The sequence below is a fragment of the Streptomyces sp. NBC_00239 genome (genome assembly GCF_036194065.1).
Classification (GTDB): domain Bacteria; phylum Actinomycetota; class Actinomycetes; order Streptomycetales; family Streptomycetaceae; genus Streptomyces.
Genome location: NZ_CP108095.1, coordinates 71,090 through 87,770 on the forward strand (window position 1 = coordinate 71,090; position 16,681 = coordinate 87,770).

Consider the following 16,681-nt stretch of genomic DNA (forward strand, 5'->3'; position numbering starts at 1 on the left):
ATCTCGCTGTCGAAGGGCTTGCCAAGTGAGGTAGAAGGGCGCCATGGACACCGCAGAACTTCAGCGGACGCTGAACGAGCCCATCGAAGCCCTTGTCGTGCACCACGGATACACCACCTACATGCGGGACTACGAGGTCATCATCAACGTCTGGGAGGGCCCCCAGAGCCCATCGACCTACCTGCGGTATCTCTTCCGGTACTGCGTCGAGGCCCGATGTGAGACGTTCCTGTCCACGGAGACCTGGCGGGATTCCTTGGACGCCCGGCTCCTCGACAGCGAAACCGCCATCGACCTCGACGGTTACGTCTGGGGCGCGAACCATCACGAGCTGTACGGAGCCGAGCTTCGTCTCAAGTCGGAGGCTGCCCTCCGCTGGTCGAAGGCTGTCGGGATCGACTTCCATGAGGTTCACATTGAGACCAACGCTCACGATCTGACCTTGCTCTTCTCAGACCTTGAGGTGAGCGAGGTGCCGGTCGGATACGCACCCTTCGTCGCGGACTGAGAGCCAGGATTCGTGTGATCTTGTGACGGGCGTGGGTCCGGGGCGTTGATGTGGACATGGGGCGGGGTGATCTGAGCGATGCGGAGTGGGAACGGCTACGGCCGTTCCTGCCGGTCAGCAACAGGCGTTGTGGCAGGTGGCGGGACCACCGGCAGGTAATCGACGGGATTTTGCACCGGGTGCGGACCGGCGTTCAGTGGCGTGACCTGCCCGAACGGTTCGGTCCGTGGAAGACCGTCTACGAACGGCACCGCCTGTGGTCGGGCGACGGGACATGGGAGCGAATGCTCCAACAGGTTCAGGCCGCCGCGGATACGGCGGGTGAGATCGACTGGGACATCTCGGTCGACTCCACCATCGCGCGGGCTCATCAGCATGCGGCCGGCGCCCGCACCGACCCGCCGCCAGCACCCGCCTCAGGGGGGGGCGAAGTTCCAGAACACCAGGGCGAAACAGCGGGGCAGAGCCTGCACGCCCGCCTGGCGGTGCGCGGCAGCCGCCGGGCTCCCCCGGCGCAGCAACAGCGGCATCAGGACGGACGCCAGCACCCGGCTACGGCACTGCCACCTCGACGGGACCTGCCGGCCGGGGCGAGCCGCTCCTCTCGACGCGCGAGCCCTTCACCAAGGCGCTCGTCATCCTCGCCCGAGACCCGTACCCCGTCGACTACCGGGCACTACCCTGCGGTGGTGACCGGAACCGAGCTGGATGAGTTGATCGTTGCTGACGGCGCGGCGCTGCGTGCGTGGCTGCTGGAGAACCACACCACGTCTCCTGGCGTGTGGCTCGCCCTGACCAGGAAGGGCGGCTCCGTCACCACGCTGACCTGGCAGCAGGCGGTCGACGAGGCACTGTGCTTCGGCTGGATCGACGGGCAGGCCCGCAAGCGCGACGAGGGCAGTTCCTGGAGGCGGTTCACCCCGCGTCGGCCTCGCAGCGTCTGGTCCCAGCGCAACGTCGCGAACGTGGCCCGACTGGAGGCTGCCGGCCTGATGCTGCCCGCCGGCCGCGCCGCCGTGGACGCCGCGAAGGCCGATGGGCGGTGGACGGCCGCCTACGCGCCTTCATCGGAAGCGGAGGTGCCGGCCGACCTGCGAGCCGCGATCGCCGCCGATCCAGCGGCGCAGGCGATGTTCGATGTGCTCACCAAGACCAACCGCTTCGCCCTCATCTACCGGGTCAACGCCGCCCAACGGGCAGAGACACGCAGCCGGAAGATCGCCGAGTGCGTGGCTATGCTGGCCCGGCACGAGACGCTCCACCCGCAGCGAGCCAAGCCGGAGAACCCGCCGACGCCGTGACCGGACGCCTGCCGGAGCGGGTAAACCGGTGCCATTCGCCGGAACCGCGGACGCGTGCCCGACATGGTCAGCCGGCGCATTCGGAACCTCGGGCTCGGGCTCGGGTTGGGGCTTGGGTTGGGGCTTGGGTTGGGGCTCGGGTTGGGGTTGGGCCTGTAGTAGACGAAGCGGCACAGAAGCATCACGGCGCCTCGATGAAATCAGCCACCACCTTGATGAATTCGTCGGCCTTCTCGAAGAACATCACGTGGCCGGCGTCGAGTTCGGCGTACGTGCTGTCCGCGATCGCGGCGTGCAGGGCGCGGCTGTGCTCCACGGGGACCGTGGCATCCTGCGCACCGCCGAGCACCAGCGTGCGGGCCTGGATCCGCGGCAGCAGATCACGGATGTCGATCCGGGTGTCCAGGGCCACGTGGCGCAGGGTCCCTGGGGTCGGCGGCATGTTGGGGATGAGCTGCTCCACCTGGTCGCGACCGATGGCGTTGAGGAAGCCGCGGCTGAAACCGGTCATGGTGACGCTGCGTCCGAAGGCGGCGGGGTCGCTGTCACCGAGTTGCTGCCACAGCGTGAACAGGTTGCGCAGGTACTCGTCGCCGTCGGTGTGCGCCCAGCCCGCGACCAGAACGAGGCGGCGTACGAGATCGGGGCGCAGTGCGGCGACGGCCGCGGTCACCGGGGCACCCATGGAGAAGCCGACCAGGTCCACCGGGCCCGTACCGGCGTCTTCGACGACGGCGATCACCTGGGCGGCCAGGCCCTCCACGGTCAGCGGCTCGCCTGCGTCCGTGGTGCGGTCGGTACCGGACAGGTCCGGGGTGATGACGGTGCGGGTGTCGGCGAACCTCGGGGCGATCTGGCCCCAGGTCAGTCCTGCGCCAGAGGAACCGGTGCCGTGGACCAGGACGAGGGCGGGGCCGCTGCCGGTGCCGGTGCGCTCGTAGTGGACTCGGGCGTCGGCGACGGTGACGGTGTGGCTGGTGGTGGTCAGGGTGTGGCTGGTGATGGTCATGGGATCTCCTCGGTGGGACCGGGCGGAACCGGTTGGCTCCGCTCCTTGCGATGTCCACCACCTTGCCGCCGCCCGTCCGGGTGCGGGAGAGACCTCCTGACCCTGGGATCGGCAGTCCCTGGTTCGGGCAGGGCCCCTGCGGCAGGATGGGCACCGTGATGATCAACCGTCGTGAGCTCGCCGACTTCCTGCGGCGCCGCAGAGACCAGGTCCGCCCCGAGGACGTGGGGCTGACCGCCGGCCCGCGCCGCCGCACCCCGGGGCTGCGGCGCGAGGAAGTGGCCCAGCTGGCCGGGATGTCGGCCGACTACTACATACGTCTGGAGCAGGCGCGCGGCCCGCAGCCCTCCGCACAGATGCTGGCCTCGCTCGCCCGCTCCCTGCGGCTGACCACGGACGAACGCGACCACCTCTACGTACTGGCCGGGCATCCGCCGCCGACGGTGCAGACCGGCCCGGGCCACGTCGGCCCCTCCCTGCTCCACCTGCTCGACCAGCTGACCGGCACCCCGGTGCAGGTGCTCAACGACCTCGGTGACGTCCTCGCCCAGAACGCGCTCGCCGAGGCCCTGTTCAGCGGGGTGTGCTCGGTCTCCGAGCACGGCCGCAACGTCGCCTGGCGCTGGTTCACCCAGCCCTCGGTCCGGGCTGCCTTCCCGCCCGAGGAGCACGACTACTACAGTCGGCTGCACGTCGCCGACCTGCGGGCCGCCGTGGCCCGACGCGGCAAGGACGCGGCCTCCGATCGGCTCCTTCATCGGCTGAGCGAAGCGAGCGAGGAGTTCCGCGAGCTGTGGGAGCTCCACGAGGTCGCCGTACGCCGGCACACCCGGATGCGGGTCCTGCACGAAGCCGTCGGCCCGGTCGACCTGGACTGCCAGGTGCTGCTCGCCCCCGAGGGCGACCATCGCCTCGTCCTCTACACCCCGCCGCCCGGCGGCGAGGCGACCGGGCATCTCGCACTGCTCCAAGTCATCGGTACGGAGCGGTTCTCCGCCACCGGCTCCTGAGTGCGACCACTCGCTTTCGCGTCAGTGCGCCACCAGCACCACCCTTGACCTGCTGCACGTCCCGCTCGACCTGGGACACCCGGTCTCCTCGCTCTCAGGCCCCAGAACACCGAGCAGGACCTGCCGGATCGAGGTCCCGGCCCCACACAGGGGTCTGGGGGGGCCGGGGGTCTGGGAGGTGCTGATGCAGTTGCCTAATTGGTTTGCCGTCGGCGAGCCCAGTCGGATAGGAAGCTTTCATGCTTAGAGGTAGCAAGGTCGGGCTCAGGGCCCGGCACGAGGACGACATCCCGATCCTGCGGGCCGAGCTCTACGACGACGTGGTCAACTCCTCGCGCGCCGAAGGCGGGCCGTGGCGGCCGATCACGCCCGGCTCGAAGGACCCGCGGCTCGTGGTGGACGACAAGGAGCAAGGACACGTCCCGTTCTCCGTGGTGGAGTTGGAAGGCGGCACGCTGGTCGGCACCGCGACGCTGTGGGGCATCGACAACCACAACCGGTCCGCGCACATCGGCCTCGGACTGCTGCCGTCCTGCCGCGGCAAGGGCTACGGCACCGACGTGGTCGCGACGCTGTGCCACTACGGTTTCATCGTGCGCGGCCTGCAGCGGCTGCAGATCGAGACGCTGTCGGACAACGTCGGGATGCTGCGCTCCGCCGAGCGCAACGGCTTCGTCCGCGAGGGCGTAATGCGCTCCTCGGCCTGGGTGATGGGCGAGTTCCTCGACGAGGTGCTGCTCGGTCTCCTCGTCCAGGACTGGAAGCCGGACTGGAAGCCGGACTCGAAGGGCTAGCCAGGCTGATCGTCCGTTCGAACGGTGAGGGGAAGCATGATCGACGTCGACGGGTATCTGGCCGTGCTGGGGGTGGCCCGGCCGGCGGCCCCGACCGCCGAGGCGCTGTGGGCACTGCACCGGGCGCAGGTGGAGCGGGTCGCCTACGAGACCCTCGACAACCAGCTGGGACGGCCGTCGGGCATCGGCGCCGCCGAATCCGTGGCCCGGATCCTGCGCGGGCGCGGCGGCTACTGCTTCCACCTCAACGGGGCCTTCGCCGCGCTGCTGACGGCCCTCGGCTACGACGTGACCCTGCACCGGGCGGGGGTGCAGGACGAGGTCGAGGACCCCGAGGGCCCGGGCGGCGACCATCTCGCGCTCACCGTGGGGCTCGACGGCGAGCGGTGGCTGGTCGACACCGGACTCGCCGGCGGAATGTACGAGCCGCTGCCGCTGCGCGAAGGCAGCTACACCCAGGGTCCGTTCACCTACGCGATGGCGCCGTCGGCGGTGGTGCCCGGTGGCTGGCGCTTCGCCCATGACCCCCGCGGCGCGTTCACGGCGATGGTCTTCGCGCCGGAGCCCGTGGAACTGTCCTCCTTCGCCGCGGAGCACGAGCGGCTGTCCACTTCCCCCGAGTCCGGATTCGTCCGGGTCCTCCAAGCCCAGCTCCGCGACGCCAAGGGCGTGGACATGCTGCGCGGCTGTGTGCTGCGCCGGATCGACGCCGCAGGCACGTACGAGCGGACCATCGATTCGGCCGACGACTGGTACGACGTACTGGCCGACGTGTTCCACCTGAACCTGACCGACGTCGCCACCCCCGCGCGGGCGGCGCTGTGGCACCGCGTCCACATCGCGCACCAGGAGTGGGAGGCCGCCGGGCAGCGCGCGACAACGCGCTGACGGGACGGTCGGCTCGCCGGTTCCTGTTCCCGCCGGCTCTGGCCGGGTGGTCTTCTACGATCCGGTGCGTGCTGAATCCCGGCGCTGCCGGTGAAGTCACCGGTGAGGTGCTGGACTTCGGCGGAGAGTCCGGCGCGTGCGGGTATTGCCGTGCGACACGGAGGCGCACACGATGACGACCTTCATCCTCACGATCCCTTCTCTCGGCTCCCGTAAGCAGGACAGGGCAGCGGCATTGGACGCAACACCACCTGAATATGACGGCGGCCACGCCATGGGGGGCAGCTCCAAGCCCTCCTGGTCTTGCTGGTGCGGGGCGAGTCGGGGCGTGCCAAGGCCGGGGGCGCTTATGCTGCGCCGTGACCACTCCCGCCACGAGCAGCGGGCCGACGGCAAGGCTGCCTGATCTACCCGGGCTTTCCGCAGTAGCCCCGCTGGAAGGCAGTCCAGAAGTCCTGGTCGATCCCGGTGTCGGCGAACGAGTTCCAGTTGGTGTGGGCGACGAGTTGGTTGCGTCCGTCCCGGCTGTTGAGGGCGAAGGTCAGGTACCCGAGTGCGCTGCCGCCGTGGCCGTACGCACGGCCGCAGCCGGTGGCGTAGACGTAGACACCCAGGCCGTAGGCGACAGCGGGTGGGGCGATGCCGTGTGTGGGGACCGTGTCGGTGAGCATCCGGCGCAGCAGGTCCGGGGGCAGGAGACGCCCTTGCAGCAGGGCCCGGTAGAAGCGTGCGATGTCGGCCGCGGTGGTGACGAGGGCGCCCGATGCACCGGCCTCGGAGGGGCTGAACGCGGTGACGTCGAACCGGGTCGGATCCGGCGCGTTCGGAAGCAGGAGCGAGACGTCCGCGTAGCCGTGTACATGGGCGCCGTCGATGGCGGTCTGTGCCAGAGGGTACGAGGTGTCGCGCAGCCCGAGGGGGGGCGAAGACGCGGCGTTCGAGGTTGGTGCGCAGGTCTCGGTCGGTGGTCCGTTCGACGATCAGGTCGAGCAGCAGGTAGTTCACGGCGAAGGACGAGATGCTGCTGGCCACGTTCACCCGCGTCAACGGGCGTTTCACCGCACGCGTGGACGAGCTGGTGAACCGAGGCGAGGCCGAGGGCCGCACCATCGCCGAGATGCTGCGTCAGGCGCTGGCCGAGCTCATACCCCTCGACGACGCCCGCCGCACCGAGTTCCTGGTCCGCCTCGCCTTCGCAGACCAGGCCGCGCACAACACCCGCCTGGCCGCCGTCCAGAGACAGACCCTCGAGGGCATCCGCACACGTGTCGCCTAGGCCATCACAAACGGCACGGTATGCGGCGAGGTCGCCCAGGGGATCGACCCGGCTGGCGAAGCCCTGCGCATCGTCGCGTTCGCCGAAGGACTCGCCCTGCACACTCACATCGGCCCCGACGGCACACTGAAACCGGCGGTCCTCGCCGCGCTGGACAACCAACTCCGCCGCGTGTTCACCGGAACCTGCCGGCGCGCCCAGCTCGGCTAGAGATCCGCACGGCGGCACCCAGGCCCACAAGCATCAGACCCAGCGCTACTCAGTCGCGGGCGCGACGCCGGTGCATCATGATCCAGCCGATACTCCGCTCCACGACCCAGCGCCGTTTTACGACGTGAAGTCCGCGGACTCCGGGGTTCCTGTTGACTGCTTCGACGTCGATTCCGAGCTGGGCGCCATGCTCGACGACAGCGCTGGGCCCGTGTCCACCATGGTGGACACGGGCCCCGGGGTTGCGGTGCCGCGAGGGGCGGCGGGCGTCGGCGGGGTGCCCTACGGGGCGATTTCGAAGGTCGGCGGCTGGAGGCCGGCGAGGCAGCCGGTGTCCGGGGCGGTCGGGCGCGCGAAGAACGACGTGGTGATCGTCTGGGCGCACTGCGAGTCGGCGAACACCACGTGGGCGACGTAGGGGACCGTGACGACGGTGGAGCGGGGCAGCGTCCGGGCGACGTACGCCCCGTTGCTCGGCGCCGTCTGGGCGTCGAACCCGCCCGACAGGGCGAGGGTCGGGATGTCACTGCGGGTCACGTCCCGGACGGACCCGGGTGCCGGGGGGACGTCCCAGGCACGGCAGTCGTCGTGGAGCCAGGCGAGCTGCGGGGCGTTGACCAGCATCGATTCGGGGAAGGACGGGAACGCTCGGCGTCCGCCCCGGACGATGTCGGCCCGGCTCTCGTACGGGGTCCACTGGCTGCAGAAGACGCCGTAGACCAGACCGTGGGAGACCCTTCCGATGGCCTGCGGGCTGTACTTGCCGCCCGCGAGCTGCTCGGCGATCCGATGCGGGTTGCCGTGGGCGAGTTCGTGGATGGAGCGTGGTACTCCCTCCGCCACGTGGGTGGCCGAGGTGAGCCAGGTGACCAGGTTGCTCCCGTCCAGTACGACCTTCACCGGCTCGGATTGGCCCGGGACCGTGACCATGGTGGTGATCGGGTTGGTCTCCAGCTCGCTGACGAGGCGCAGGAAGGTGGCCTTCAGGTTCGGGTAGCGGGTGTTGCAGGCGGGCTGTTGCTCGCAGGCCTTGAACAGGCCGTCGAAGCCCTCGCGTGCGGCCTTCCAGGTCACGGCCCCGCCGGCGGTGGACGGCGGCAGGATGCCGTCGATGCCCACCGAGCGGATGCCCTTCGGGTGCAGGCGCATGTAGTTGAGCGCCAGGTGGGTGCCGTACGAGATCCCGAAGACGTTCCACTTCCTGACGTCCAGTGTTTTGCGCAGGTCGTCGTAGTCGGCCGAGCTCTCGATGTCGTTGTAGGTGCTCCGATCGGCGCGGTTGTCCACGCGGTGGCGGCAGTCCCGGGTGGCTTCGACGTGCAGGCGTTTGGTGGACGGTGCGTTCTGGACGAGGCCGAGGGCGCGGGCGTTGAACTGGTCGATGTTCGGGCAGGTGAGCTCCGGGGAGGCCGAGTAGGTGCCGCGCTGGGACATGAAGATCACGTCGCGGTCGCGGTTCAGGTCGCCGGCGAGCGCCATCGGGATCTCGGAGACCGCGTCGTCGCCGGGGCCGCCGGCGAGCCACACGATCGGGTCGGGCGCGGGGCGGCTGCGCTCCGCGGGCATGATCGCGACAGCGAGGGTGATCTTGCGTCCGCCCCGGTTCCTGAGCTCTCCGGTGTCCTCGTCCTCGTGGGACTCCTTGGGGCCCTTGGCCTTGGAGCGCTTCTCGGGCACCGTGAGGGTGCCGCAGCGGGCGCGCGCGAGGTCGGGGATCGGGTCTGCCGTCCTGGGGCAGGGGCCCGGTTCGAAGTGGGCGTCGCCCACCGTGCGGGCGACGGTACCGATCGGGCCGTCGGCACCGGACTCGGCGCGGGCGGGCAGGGCGGCGAGGCCGACGACGAGGGCGCCGGCCGTGGCTCCGGCCAACGTTGCCGGGAGTCGTCGCGCGGGGCGCCAGCGGGGGGTCGTGCCAGGGGACATGGTGCGCACTCCGCTCAGGGGATGATGGTGAACGGCTTGGGTTCGACTCCCGGCACGCAGCCGGTGTCGGGCGCGGTCGGCCGCGCGAGGAAGGACAGCAGTACCGACGCGGCGCAGGGGTTCTGCGGCACCACCCAGTGGGTGACGCCGGGGATCACCACTGCGGTCGAGCGGGGCAGCGTACGGCCGGCGAACGGACCCCAGCTCGCGCCGGTCTTCGCGTCGAAGGTTCCGGTGATGATGAGCACGGGCACCTTGCTGCGGGTGGCCACCCGTTGGACCGCGGTGCGGTCCGGGACGTTCCATACGCGGCACAGGTCGTGCTCGAAGGGCAGTTGCGGGGCGTGGGCCAACACCGAGTCCGGCCATCCGGGGAAGGCCCGGCGGCCGGCGTTCAGCACATCGCGCTTCGAGTAGCCGGGGGCCCACTCGGCGCAGGCCACCGAGTGCGTCAGTCCGTGGGCGAACTCGCCGATGGCGGGCGTCGCGCCGGCGGCCTGCGCCCGGGCGAGGCGCTCGGGGTTGCCGGCGGCGAGTTCGTAGAGCGCCGCGGGGACGTCGGCCGACGGCACGAGCTGGCCGTTGGCCACCAGCAGGTTCACCAGCGTGCCCCCGTCGAGGACGACCTTGACCGGGGTTCCGCCACCGGGTGGCGGCACGGTCAGCGTCAGGGGGTTCGCCTCCAGCCGCCGGACCTGCTCGGTGAGCGTGCGGGAGAGGTCCGGGTAGCGGGACTTGCAGGCGGGCTGGTCCTCGCACGCCGCGAAGATCGAGTTGATGCCTTCCTGTGCGCTGTCCCAGGCCCACGGCAGGCTCACGGTCTGCGGCGGCACGACCGAGTCGATCGCCAGCGAGCGGACGCCCTGGGGGTGCCTGCGCAGATAGGTGAGGCCCAGGTCGGTGCCGTAGGAGTAGCCGTAGACGTTCCATTTCCTGATGTTCAGGGCCTTGCGGAGGGAGGCGAAGTCCGCGGCGTTCTCGGTGGTGTTGTAGGCCGTGAGGTCGTTCCCCTCGGCTGTCAGGCGGTCCCGGCACTGCTTCGCCGCGCGGACCAGCCCCCGTCCGGTGGACGGCGCGTCGTAGGGTAGGCCCACCGCGGCCGCGTTGAACCGGTCCATCTCCGGGCAGGCGAGGTTCGGCTGCGAGTGGAGGGCGCCGCGCTGGGCCATGACGATCAGGTCGCGGTCGCGGTTCACCTCGGAGTCGATCAGGAAGGGGATGGCTCCGAACGCGTCTCCGCCGGGACCTCCTTCCATGAACACCACGGGGTCCGTGACAGGCGTCTTCGACGTCGCCGGGATGATGGCGACGGCCAGCCGGATGGTCCGTCCCGTGGGGTGCTCGCGGTTCTCGGGAACCTCCAGGAAGCCGCACCGCCCGGGTACCGGCTCGGGCGTCTGCGGGCAGGGTCCCGGCACGAACCGCGCCGGAGGCCCGGAGGGCGGCCCGCCGGCCGTCGGTGACTGGGCGCTGCTCGACGCGGTCCCGACCGCCCCGAGGACAGCCAGGCCTACGGCGAGCAGCGCCGCCTGCGTACGCGCCCTGCGGCCGATGCGCGGACCGCCGCGCCGGGCCGGGCCGCCTACGGGCGTACCGGTCCCGGGACACGGGGGCAGGGGCCCGGAACCGGTGTCGTGTTCCGCCATGTGATCTCGTCTCTCTGACGTCCAGGCCGCTCCGGCCGGGGGCCGGTTGGCATGACTGCGCCCAGCCGCATGGTCGGGCCGGGTGCGTACGCCAGCCTGCGTTCGGCCGCGGGCCGCCACCACTCGTCGCCGCCACTTGGCGCACCCCGCCCCGGGGCCTGCGTGCCGACCCGCCCACCCGGTTGGAGCAGGCGGTACCGGACCCGCTCGGGGGAAGGAAATCCGCCGTACGCCGGGGGCGGGCGGGGTGCGCCGTGTTGCCGCCATGTCGTCCGCATGCACGTGTTCGGGTCACCCGGTGGCGTGGACGACGTGCGTTCGGCGGTGTTCCACCCGCCGCGGGCCCCCGGTCTCCGCCGTATCCGGCAACGCGGCCGGGTGCCGGCCGCCCGGTGTTTCACCGCACCGATCACGGCACCCAATATCGGCGCACCCGATGGTGGCCGCGCCCTTCCGAAGTCCGGGACCGCGCCGAGCCGGTCCCGTTCCGGGTGGTGAAAACAGGTGGTGCCCGTGAACCGGATGGTGCCGTTGCGTACTGCCGCGAGCGTCCTGGCCCCGTGTGCCCTGGCCGCGTGTGCCCTGGCCGCGTGTGCCCTGGCCGGTGCCGCGAACTCTCCGGCCCACGCGAGCGCCGACGACCGGGAATCCCGCAGCGCGCAGGTGCTCCGGGAGCTGGTGCCCTCGCCCGACACCCCGGGCTGCGCGGCAGCCGTCGGCGTACGGGGAAACGTGGTCTGGGAGGCTGGCAGAGGGAAGGCCGATCTGGCCACAGGGCGCACCATCTCCCCGAAGACGGTCTTCGACATGGCCTACGACTCCAAGCAATTCACCGCAGACGCCGTGCTGTTGCTGGCGGGACGGGGCCGACTCGCTTTGGACGACCCGCTGTCCCGCTACCTCGACGACCCTCCGGCCTGGGCCCGGAACGTCACCCTGGGCGAGCTGATGCACCACACGAGCGGCATCACCGACTACCAGGACCTGCTGGAGGCCAAGGGCATCGCGCTGACGGATCCGGCCGGCCCGTTCAAGGTGAGTCCGGACCGCAACACGGCCGTCACCGTCGTGTGCAACACCGAACCACCCGACAGCTTCCCTGCGGCCGGCCGGTTGCTGGACATGTGGACCAAGTGATGGGCCAGGACCGTCCGGCGCCCGCCGACTCGTCTCCGCCACGGGGCTCCGCGGGGCCCAGGTCCGTCCTACCCGTCCTTGTTCCCATCGCGCTACTGATCGTGGTGGCGGTGGCCGTCGGCTCGTGGCTGCAGTTCACCGAGCGGCAGGCGGTCGACACCGTGCACCCCGCAGGGTCCTCGGCCGCCGACCGCGTGGACGTGGAGGCCGCCGTCCAACGTGTCGATGCCTCGGGCAGAGAACTGGTCCTACGGGTCTGGGTGACGCCGCGAGGGAGCCTCGGCGAGGCGGGCGGGGCGGCCCCGGTGGCCGATCTCAGCATCCAGACCTCCGGAGCGACCCTGAGCGACCTTGAGTTCGCCGCCCACGAACGGCTCGCGACGAGAGACGTACAAGTGGCGCTCTCCGGCGGATCGATCAGCGACTACCCGTTCGACACCTACGGGACCGACATCGCGTTCCGGGCCGAACTGGGCGGCAAGCAGGTGCCGGTACGCATGCTGTTCTCCAACCACGACACCCTCTTCTCGGTCTCGACGGTACCCGCGCCCTCCCGGCAGGAGGCTGTGATGGCGGTGGGGTTGAAGCGTTCGGGCAGCCTGCTCGTGTTCGCGGTCTTCATGATGGCGGTGATGTGGGCGCTGGCGGCGTCCGTGCTCATCGGGGCCTGGTACCTGACGACCCGCGGCGAAGGCCTGGTCTGGCCCGGGCTGGGCTGGATGGCCGCCACCCTGTTCGCGCTCGCCTCGTTCCGCAACATCGCCCCCGGCACGCCCCCGATCGGCTGCGTGCTGGACTGGTTCGCCTTCCTGTGGGCCGAGATCTTCATCGCCCTCTGCCTGATCGCCGTGGTCGTCACGGGCGTCGACAAATCCCTGAAGTCCCGCCAACGGGACGCGCCGCCCCCCTAGCGGCTCCGCCTGCGCGCCGTCGGATGATCCCGCGGCGGCTGACCGCCAAGGAGCGCTCTTCGCCGACGTGGTGAACACGGTTCCCTCACGCTGCACGTCGCCTTGGAGTGGCTGGAGTTCCGGCGCCGCCGCAGGCCCGACACCACCAATCCTGCTGATCAACAAGATCACTGCTCTGGGCACCGGCCCGGTCAGCGGGGTCACTCTCTCTGAGCCCTTTCGCGGCCAGGCCGTTACCCTGGAACAGCTCCGCGTCGACCGCCAGCTCGAAGAGGCCCTTGCCCACGGGCCCGACCCGCTTCACCTCGCCGAGGTCTTCGGCTTGGACGAGAAGACCGCGATCCGCTACGCGAACTCCGCCCGCGCACGCGGAGTACTGAACCGTGGATCGGGCAATGCCATGACCCTGCGCAACAAGGTCATCCCTGACGGTGGACTCCATGACACCGGTCTCTACGGCGCCTCGCCGACAGCGCGCGATGGGCTTGAGCAGATCCGGTCTTGATCCGCATGCCTTCGGCGGGCGGGGTCGTCAGAAACCGGCTGAGGGTGGGGGCAGCTGCGCACCGCTGCGGTCGTCGTGCTGCGTTGCGGTGCGCGGCTTCGGCGCGGCCCCGGTGCGGGTCAGGCGTCGGCCGGAAGGCCGGGAGGGAACGGCGCTTCGTCCTTCAGGATGTCGATGCGCCGGCGGACCGCTGCGAAGAGCTCGGCCTGGCCTTCCCTGGCCGAGTGGTCGAAGTAGTCGTGGCGGAGTTGGAGTTCGGTGGTGCCGTCGGAGGCCTTCAGTCGCACCAGGCCGAGGCGGGCGTCGGTCGGGTCGCGGTGTTCGCTCAGTTCCGGGGGCATGCCGTGGTCGGGGTCGGTGAGTGCCTGGACGAGTTCGGTGCGGCGCAGGTCGGTGTCGGTGTCGTGGTCCATGCGCAATACCCACAGCTGGCTGAGACCCGGCCGACGAACCACCGGCAGGAAAGTCGGAACGGTTCACTGCGCAAGACCGGCTATTCGGGCAGAGGCCAGCCACCGTTTTCAGGGCCGTGTCACGAGAAGAACCTGCAAAAGGGCGGCGGGCTTCCATCGGCCCTGACCGTCGCCGAGCGTGCGCATCTGCCGCTGGCGGTCGGATCGGCATGGCGCAGGGAAGGCCGGGCCGGCTATAGGCGTCGGCGGCCCTGTGCAGGTGGTCCATGGACGCGGCCGACTCCGGGCGTCCCCGCTCATAGCGAGCGCAGTTCAGGAGCAGGGCATGCTCATGTACAGGGCCTGCTCGCCTGCAGAGGCCGTGCCGTCGTACAGGGTCGTGTCCAGGCCGCAGAAGGTGAACCCCATGCGCAGGTAGGCGTGGATCGCGGGGGCGTTGACGTTGGTGACCTCTAGCCAGAGGTGTGCGGCTTCTTGCGTGCGGGCGAAGTCCATCGCGTGTGCGACGAGCAGTCGGCCGATGCCTTGGCGTCGGTGTGCGGGGGCGATGCCGATGTCCTCGACGGTGAGTCGGCGGTTCCACGGGGAGTAGGAGACGGCGGCGAAGCCGGCCAGCCCGCCGTCGGCAGCAACGGCAGCAAAGGTCTGGTTGTGGGGCTCCTCCCCCGCTGGACCGGAACCGTCTTGCGTGCCGCCGTCCACGTCGTGGCCGTCGTCGGGGAACACCTTGGTCAGTGGTGGGTCGACCGGGACTTCTCGAAGCGAGAACCCGGTGACGGAGGCTGTGACTTCGAAAACAGTGCTGGTGGTGAACGATGTGTCGAGGGCGTCGATCTTTGCGGTGTCCTCAGGACGGGCAGGACGGACGGTACACGCCGGTTCGCGAGCGACGATGGAGGTCATGCGCCGACGTTACGGGCGTTCCCGGCAGAGCACACCGGCCTTTCGTGCGGGTGGCGCGAGGTGGAGAGTGGTGCGGGTGAGGATCTGCGCGCAGACGCCGGTGTCGAGGATCGCGGGTGCCTGGTGCAGGACGGGTTCGGTGTCGGCGAGGAGGGCGGCGGCGTAGAGGTGGAGGGCGATGTTCTTGCTGCCCTGCACGCGTATCCAGCCGGCCGGTCGGTGCCCCGCCCGCCTCGCGATGGTGTCGGTGTTGCAGTTCGCGGAGAACCTGCCTGATGGTGTCGGTGCGGGGCAATCGGGCCGTGGTCCACATCGGAACGGTGACAGGGGCCGAGGTGCAAAGGGAACGCATGAAGCCGACCTCGCGCTGAACCCCGGACGGGACGCCGGGGCACCGTCCCTAGGAACGACACCAGCCCAGTGTCGGCGCATGTACCGGGGCAGAAGGCACGCCGCGAGCAGCGCGATGCCCTGGGCGCACGAGGCCGTCCACTCTGTTCGAATTCTTTGCGGAGCTGCGTGTCGACCAGCGGGGCTGCTCGTTACGATCACGGCCCTCATCGCAGTGACCTGGGGCCTTGTGACAGCGAAAGGTCTTCTCCGCCACCATGCACCACAGTTCACCCGCCCCGGAATCCGGCCCCGGCAGCGCAACCGCGCCGCCCCTGTGTCAAGTACCGCCCGGCGTCCACCCCAAGGTGCTGCGGGACGAGCTCGTCGCCGCCGCCGAGTGGGTGTCGCACTACCTGGCCGAGGTTCCGGCGGGCGCGGTACACCGCCCGATGACACCCGTTCACCGGGCGCGGCTGCGCGAGCCTTCCCTCGCCCCGCAGGGGCAGGAACTGGGCCAGGTGCTGGACTTCGTACGCGAGGAGATCGCCCCGTATCCGACCGGGAACGGGCACCCCGCGTTCTTCGCCTGGGTCAACTCCCCGCCCGCACCCGCCGGCCTCATCGCCGAACTACTGGCCTGCGCCGTCAACGCGACCTGCGGCATGGGCGAGAACGCCCTCATGGACCTGGAACGCGGCACCGTACGCATGCTCGCCGACCTCGCAGGACTGCCCGACACGACGGGCGGGGTGCTGACCAGCGGCGGTTCCATGGCCAACCTGCTCGCCCTGGCCACCGCCCGCACCTGGTTCCTCACCCAGCACGGCGCCGGCGACGGCCCCGCCTACGACCGTGACCACGCCCGCCTCACCCTCTACTACAGCGCCCAGGCCCACATGTCCGTCGCCAAGGCCGCCGCCTGCATCGGCCTGCCCGCCCACCGGCTGCGCCCCGTACCCACCGACCACCACGACCGCCTCGACCCCGCCGCGCTGCGCACCGCGGTCGCCGCCGATCTCGACACGGGCCTGCTGCCCTTCTGCACCGTCACCACGCTGGGCACTACCGCGACGGGCGCCGTCGACCCGATCGAACCGGTTACCGCCCTGTGCCGGGAGACGGGCATGTGGCACCACGCGGATGGCGCCTGGGGCGGACTCGGCGCCGCCGTCCCCGCCCTGGCACCCCTCTATCAGGGCATCGGCGGAATCGATTCACTGACCGTGGACCCGCACAAGACCCTCAGCGTCCCGGTCGGCTGCGGGGCCCTCCTCGTCCCGGATCCCGGGAACCTGCACACCGCCTTCGCCCACCAGGCCTCCTACCTCACCGCAGACGAACCCGGCGCGCTGCCGTGGCTGTCCCACGCCACGATCGAGCTGACCCGCCCCGGCACCCGCGCCCTGTCCCTGTGGGCCACCCTCAACCACCTCGGCCGCGACGGCGTCACCAGCCTGATCACCCACTATCTGACCCTCGCCGACCAGCTCCGAGAACGCATCACAGCCGAACCCCGGCTCGAACTCCTCGCGGGCGGCCCCTGGCCCGTCGCCTGCTTCCGCATCACCGACCCAGGCAGCGGCGACCCCGATGCCCTCCACACCCGCGTCGCCCGCCGCGTACAAGCCGGCGGGCGCGCCTACCTCGCCACCGTCACCACGGGCGGCCACACCGTCCTGCGCGCCTGCCTATGCAACTACCGCACCACCAGCAACGACCTCGACCTCCTGATCCGCGAAATCCTCCACGCCACCCGGACCGGCACGGACACCGACGGCGGCCATCCCACCGCCAGTCACCGGCCGACGCATCGGTGAGCGCCCGCCGGAGCTCGAAGCACCGATCAGCATCGACCCGATCCCCCAAACCTCGCCGGGATCTCCCAAAGCGGTGACCGGCAGCACCACTGCCACC

General features: G+C 70.5%; 17 protein-coding genes and 2 pseudogenes. 11 read left to right on the forward strand and 8 right to left on the reverse strand.

Going from position 1 to position 16,681, the window contains the following annotated elements; genetic code table 11:
* Positions 1–43 precede the first annotated feature (43 nt).
* The 3 genes and pseudogenes from OG764_RS00455 to OG764_RS00465 all read left to right on the forward strand — a co-directional run bounded on the left by OG764_RS00455 (position 44) and on the right by OG764_RS00465 (position 1,809).
* Positions 44–508, forward strand: coding sequence for a YxiG-like protein (locus OG764_RS00455; RefSeq protein ID WP_328966337.1), 465 nt, complete (start codon positions 44–46; stop codon positions 506–508).
* A gap of 56 nt (positions 509–564) precedes the next feature.
* Positions 565–907 (forward strand): annotated as a pseudogene (locus OG764_RS00460) (IS5 family transposase); the annotation flags it as partial.
* A 287-nt stretch (positions 908–1,194) separates the two neighbouring features.
* Entirely contained in the window at positions 1,195–1,809 is a 615-nt protein-coding gene (locus tag OG764_RS00465) for a YdeI/OmpD-associated family protein (protein WP_328972839.1), read from the forward strand.
* Between the two features lie 181 nt (positions 1,810–1,990).
* Here OG764_RS00465 and OG764_RS00470 read toward each other — a convergent pair whose 3' ends face one another.
* Positions 1,991–2,818 carry an alpha/beta fold hydrolase gene (locus tag OG764_RS00470; protein ID WP_328966338.1) on the reverse strand — a complete coding sequence of 276 codons (828 nt, stop codon included), beginning with the start codon at positions 2,816–2,818 and terminating at the stop codon, positions 1,991–1,993.
* 158 nt (positions 2,819–2,976) lie between these two features.
* On the opposite strand from OG764_RS00470, the gene OG764_RS00475 reads away from it, so the two are divergent.
* The 3 genes from OG764_RS00475 to OG764_RS00485 all read left to right on the forward strand — a co-directional run bounded on the left by OG764_RS00475 (position 2,977) and on the right by OG764_RS00485 (position 5,510).
* Complete coding sequence (locus OG764_RS00475; protein ID WP_443056170.1) at positions 2,977–3,828, forward strand: helix-turn-helix transcriptional regulator; 852 nt, start codon at positions 2,977–2,979, stop codon at positions 3,826–3,828.
* Between the two features lie 239 nt (positions 3,829–4,067).
* Positions 4,068–4,622 (forward strand): GNAT family N-acetyltransferase, encoded by a 555-nt coding sequence (locus OG764_RS00480; protein WP_328966339.1) that lies wholly within the window; start codon positions 4,068–4,070, stop codon positions 4,620–4,622.
* 36 nt (positions 4,623–4,658) lie between these two features.
* A complete protein-coding gene (locus tag OG764_RS00485; RefSeq protein WP_328966340.1) occupies positions 4,659–5,510 on the forward strand; it encodes an arylamine N-acetyltransferase family protein in 852 nt (283 codons plus the stop codon).
* Positions 5,511–5,917: 407 nt separating this feature from the next.
* On the opposite strand, the gene OG764_RS00490 is transcribed toward OG764_RS00485, so the two are convergent.
* Positions 5,918–6,421, reverse strand: coding sequence for a serine hydrolase domain-containing protein (locus OG764_RS00490; protein ID WP_328972841.1), 504 nt, complete (start codon positions 6,419–6,421; stop codon positions 5,918–5,920).
* A 107-nt stretch (positions 6,422–6,528) separates the two neighbouring features.
* On the opposite strand from OG764_RS00490, the gene OG764_RS00495 reads away from it, so the two are divergent.
* On the forward strand, positions 6,529–6,786 hold the full coding sequence (locus OG764_RS00495) for a TetR family transcriptional regulator C-terminal domain-containing protein (RefSeq protein ID WP_328966341.1): 258 nt from the start codon (positions 6,529–6,531) through the stop codon (positions 6,784–6,786).
* A 262-nt stretch (positions 6,787–7,048) separates the two neighbouring features.
* Here OG764_RS00495 and OG764_RS00500 read toward each other — a convergent pair.
* From OG764_RS00500 to OG764_RS00510, 3 genes and pseudogenes are all read right to left on the reverse strand, one after another.
* Positions 7,049–7,201: pseudogene (locus OG764_RS00500) on the reverse strand (IS5/IS1182 family transposase); the annotation flags it as partial.
* Positions 7,202–7,278: 77 nt separating this feature from the next.
* Positions 7,279–8,919, reverse strand: a complete 1,641-nt coding sequence (locus tag OG764_RS00505) for an alpha/beta fold hydrolase (RefSeq protein ID WP_328966342.1) — start codon at positions 8,917–8,919, stop codon at positions 7,279–7,281.
* A 14-nt stretch (positions 8,920–8,933) separates the two neighbouring features.
* Positions 8,934–10,565, reverse strand: a complete 1,632-nt coding sequence (locus OG764_RS00510) for an alpha/beta fold hydrolase (RefSeq protein WP_328966343.1) — start codon at positions 10,563–10,565, stop codon at positions 8,934–8,936.
* Between the two features lie 522 nt (positions 10,566–11,087).
* Between OG764_RS00510 and OG764_RS00515 the strand changes: the two genes are divergently transcribed.
* The 3 genes from OG764_RS00515 (at position 11,088) to OG764_RS00525 (ending at position 13,118) form a co-directional block, all read left to right on the forward strand.
* Positions 11,088–11,702 (forward strand): serine hydrolase domain-containing protein, encoded by a 615-nt coding sequence (locus OG764_RS00515; protein ID WP_328972842.1) that lies wholly within the window; start codon positions 11,088–11,090, stop codon positions 11,700–11,702.
* A 110-nt stretch (positions 11,703–11,812) separates the two neighbouring features.
* The gene (locus OG764_RS00520; protein WP_328966344.1) at positions 11,813–12,613 is read left to right on the forward strand and encodes a DUF4436 family protein; all 801 of its coding nucleotides are present in this window, start codon (positions 11,813–11,815) and stop codon (positions 12,611–12,613) included.
* 67 nt (positions 12,614–12,680) lie between these two features.
* Entirely contained in the window at positions 12,681–13,118 is a 438-nt protein-coding gene (locus OG764_RS00525; RefSeq protein WP_328966345.1) for a hypothetical protein, read from the forward strand.
* 119 nt (positions 13,119–13,237) lie between these two features.
* Here the strand turns inward: OG764_RS00525 and OG764_RS00530 are convergent, their stop codons facing one another.
* From OG764_RS00530 to OG764_RS00540, 3 genes are all read right to left on the reverse strand, one after another.
* A complete protein-coding gene (locus OG764_RS00530) occupies positions 13,238–13,531 on the reverse strand; it encodes a hypothetical protein (RefSeq protein ID WP_328966346.1) in 294 nt (97 codons plus the stop codon).
* A gap of 312 nt (positions 13,532–13,843) precedes the next feature.
* Positions 13,844–14,434 carry a GNAT family N-acetyltransferase gene (locus OG764_RS00535; protein WP_328966347.1) on the reverse strand — a complete coding sequence of 197 codons (591 nt, stop codon included), beginning with the start codon at positions 14,432–14,434 and terminating at the stop codon, positions 13,844–13,846.
* Positions 14,435–14,443: 9 nt separating this feature from the next.
* Positions 14,444–14,632 carry a hypothetical protein gene (locus OG764_RS00540; protein ID WP_328966348.1) on the reverse strand — a complete coding sequence of 63 codons (189 nt, stop codon included), beginning with the start codon at positions 14,630–14,632 and terminating at the stop codon, positions 14,444–14,446.
* A 410-nt stretch (positions 14,633–15,042) separates the two neighbouring features.
* On the opposite strand from OG764_RS00540, the gene OG764_RS00545 reads away from it, so the two are divergent.
* Positions 15,043–16,584 (forward strand): pyridoxal phosphate-dependent decarboxylase family protein, encoded by a 1,542-nt coding sequence (locus OG764_RS00545; protein WP_328966349.1) that lies wholly within the window; start codon positions 15,043–15,045, stop codon positions 16,582–16,584.
* Positions 16,585–16,681: the final 97 nt, after the last annotated feature.

What these genes read in the sequence shown, in the direction of transcription:
- OG764_RS00455 (WP_328966337.1), top strand. Translation starts at nt 44, where the DNA reads ATGGACACCGCAGAACTTCAGCGGACGCTGAACGAGCCCATCGAAGCC.
- OG764_RS00470 (WP_328966338.1), bottom strand. Translation starts at nt 2,818, where the DNA reads ATGACCATCACCAGCCACACCCTGACCACCACCAGCCACACCGTCACC.
- OG764_RS00475 (WP_443056170.1), top strand. Translation starts at nt 2,977, where the DNA reads ATGATCAACCGTCGTGAGCTCGCCGACTTCCTGCGGCGCCGCAGAGAC.
- OG764_RS00480 (WP_328966339.1), top strand. Translation starts at nt 4,068, where the DNA reads ATGCTTAGAGGTAGCAAGGTCGGGCTCAGGGCCCGGCACGAGGACGAC.
- OG764_RS00485 (WP_328966340.1), top strand. Translation starts at nt 4,659, where the DNA reads ATGATCGACGTCGACGGGTATCTGGCCGTGCTGGGGGTGGCCCGGCCG.
- OG764_RS00495 (WP_328966341.1), top strand. Translation starts at nt 6,529, where the DNA reads ATGCTGCTGGCCACGTTCACCCGCGTCAACGGGCGTTTCACCGCACGC.
- OG764_RS00505 (WP_328966342.1), bottom strand. Translation starts at nt 8,919, where the DNA reads ATGTCCCCTGGCACGACCCCCCGCTGGCGCCCCGCGCGACGACTCCCG.
- OG764_RS00510 (WP_328966343.1), bottom strand. Translation starts at nt 10,565, where the DNA reads ATGGCGGAACACGACACCGGTTCCGGGCCCCTGCCCCCGTGTCCCGGG.
- OG764_RS00515 (WP_328972842.1), top strand. Translation starts at nt 11,088, where the DNA reads ATGGTGCCGTTGCGTACTGCCGCGAGCGTCCTGGCCCCGTGTGCCCTG.
- OG764_RS00530 (WP_328966346.1), bottom strand. Translation starts at nt 13,531, where the DNA reads ATGGACCACGACACCGACACCGACCTGCGCCGCACCGAACTCGTCCAG.
- OG764_RS00535 (WP_328966347.1), bottom strand. Translation starts at nt 14,434, where the DNA reads ATGACCTCCATCGTCGCTCGCGAACCGGCGTGTACCGTCCGTCCTGCC.
- OG764_RS00545 (WP_328966349.1), top strand. Translation starts at nt 15,043, where the DNA reads ATGCACCACAGTTCACCCGCCCCGGAATCCGGCCCCGGCAGCGCAACC.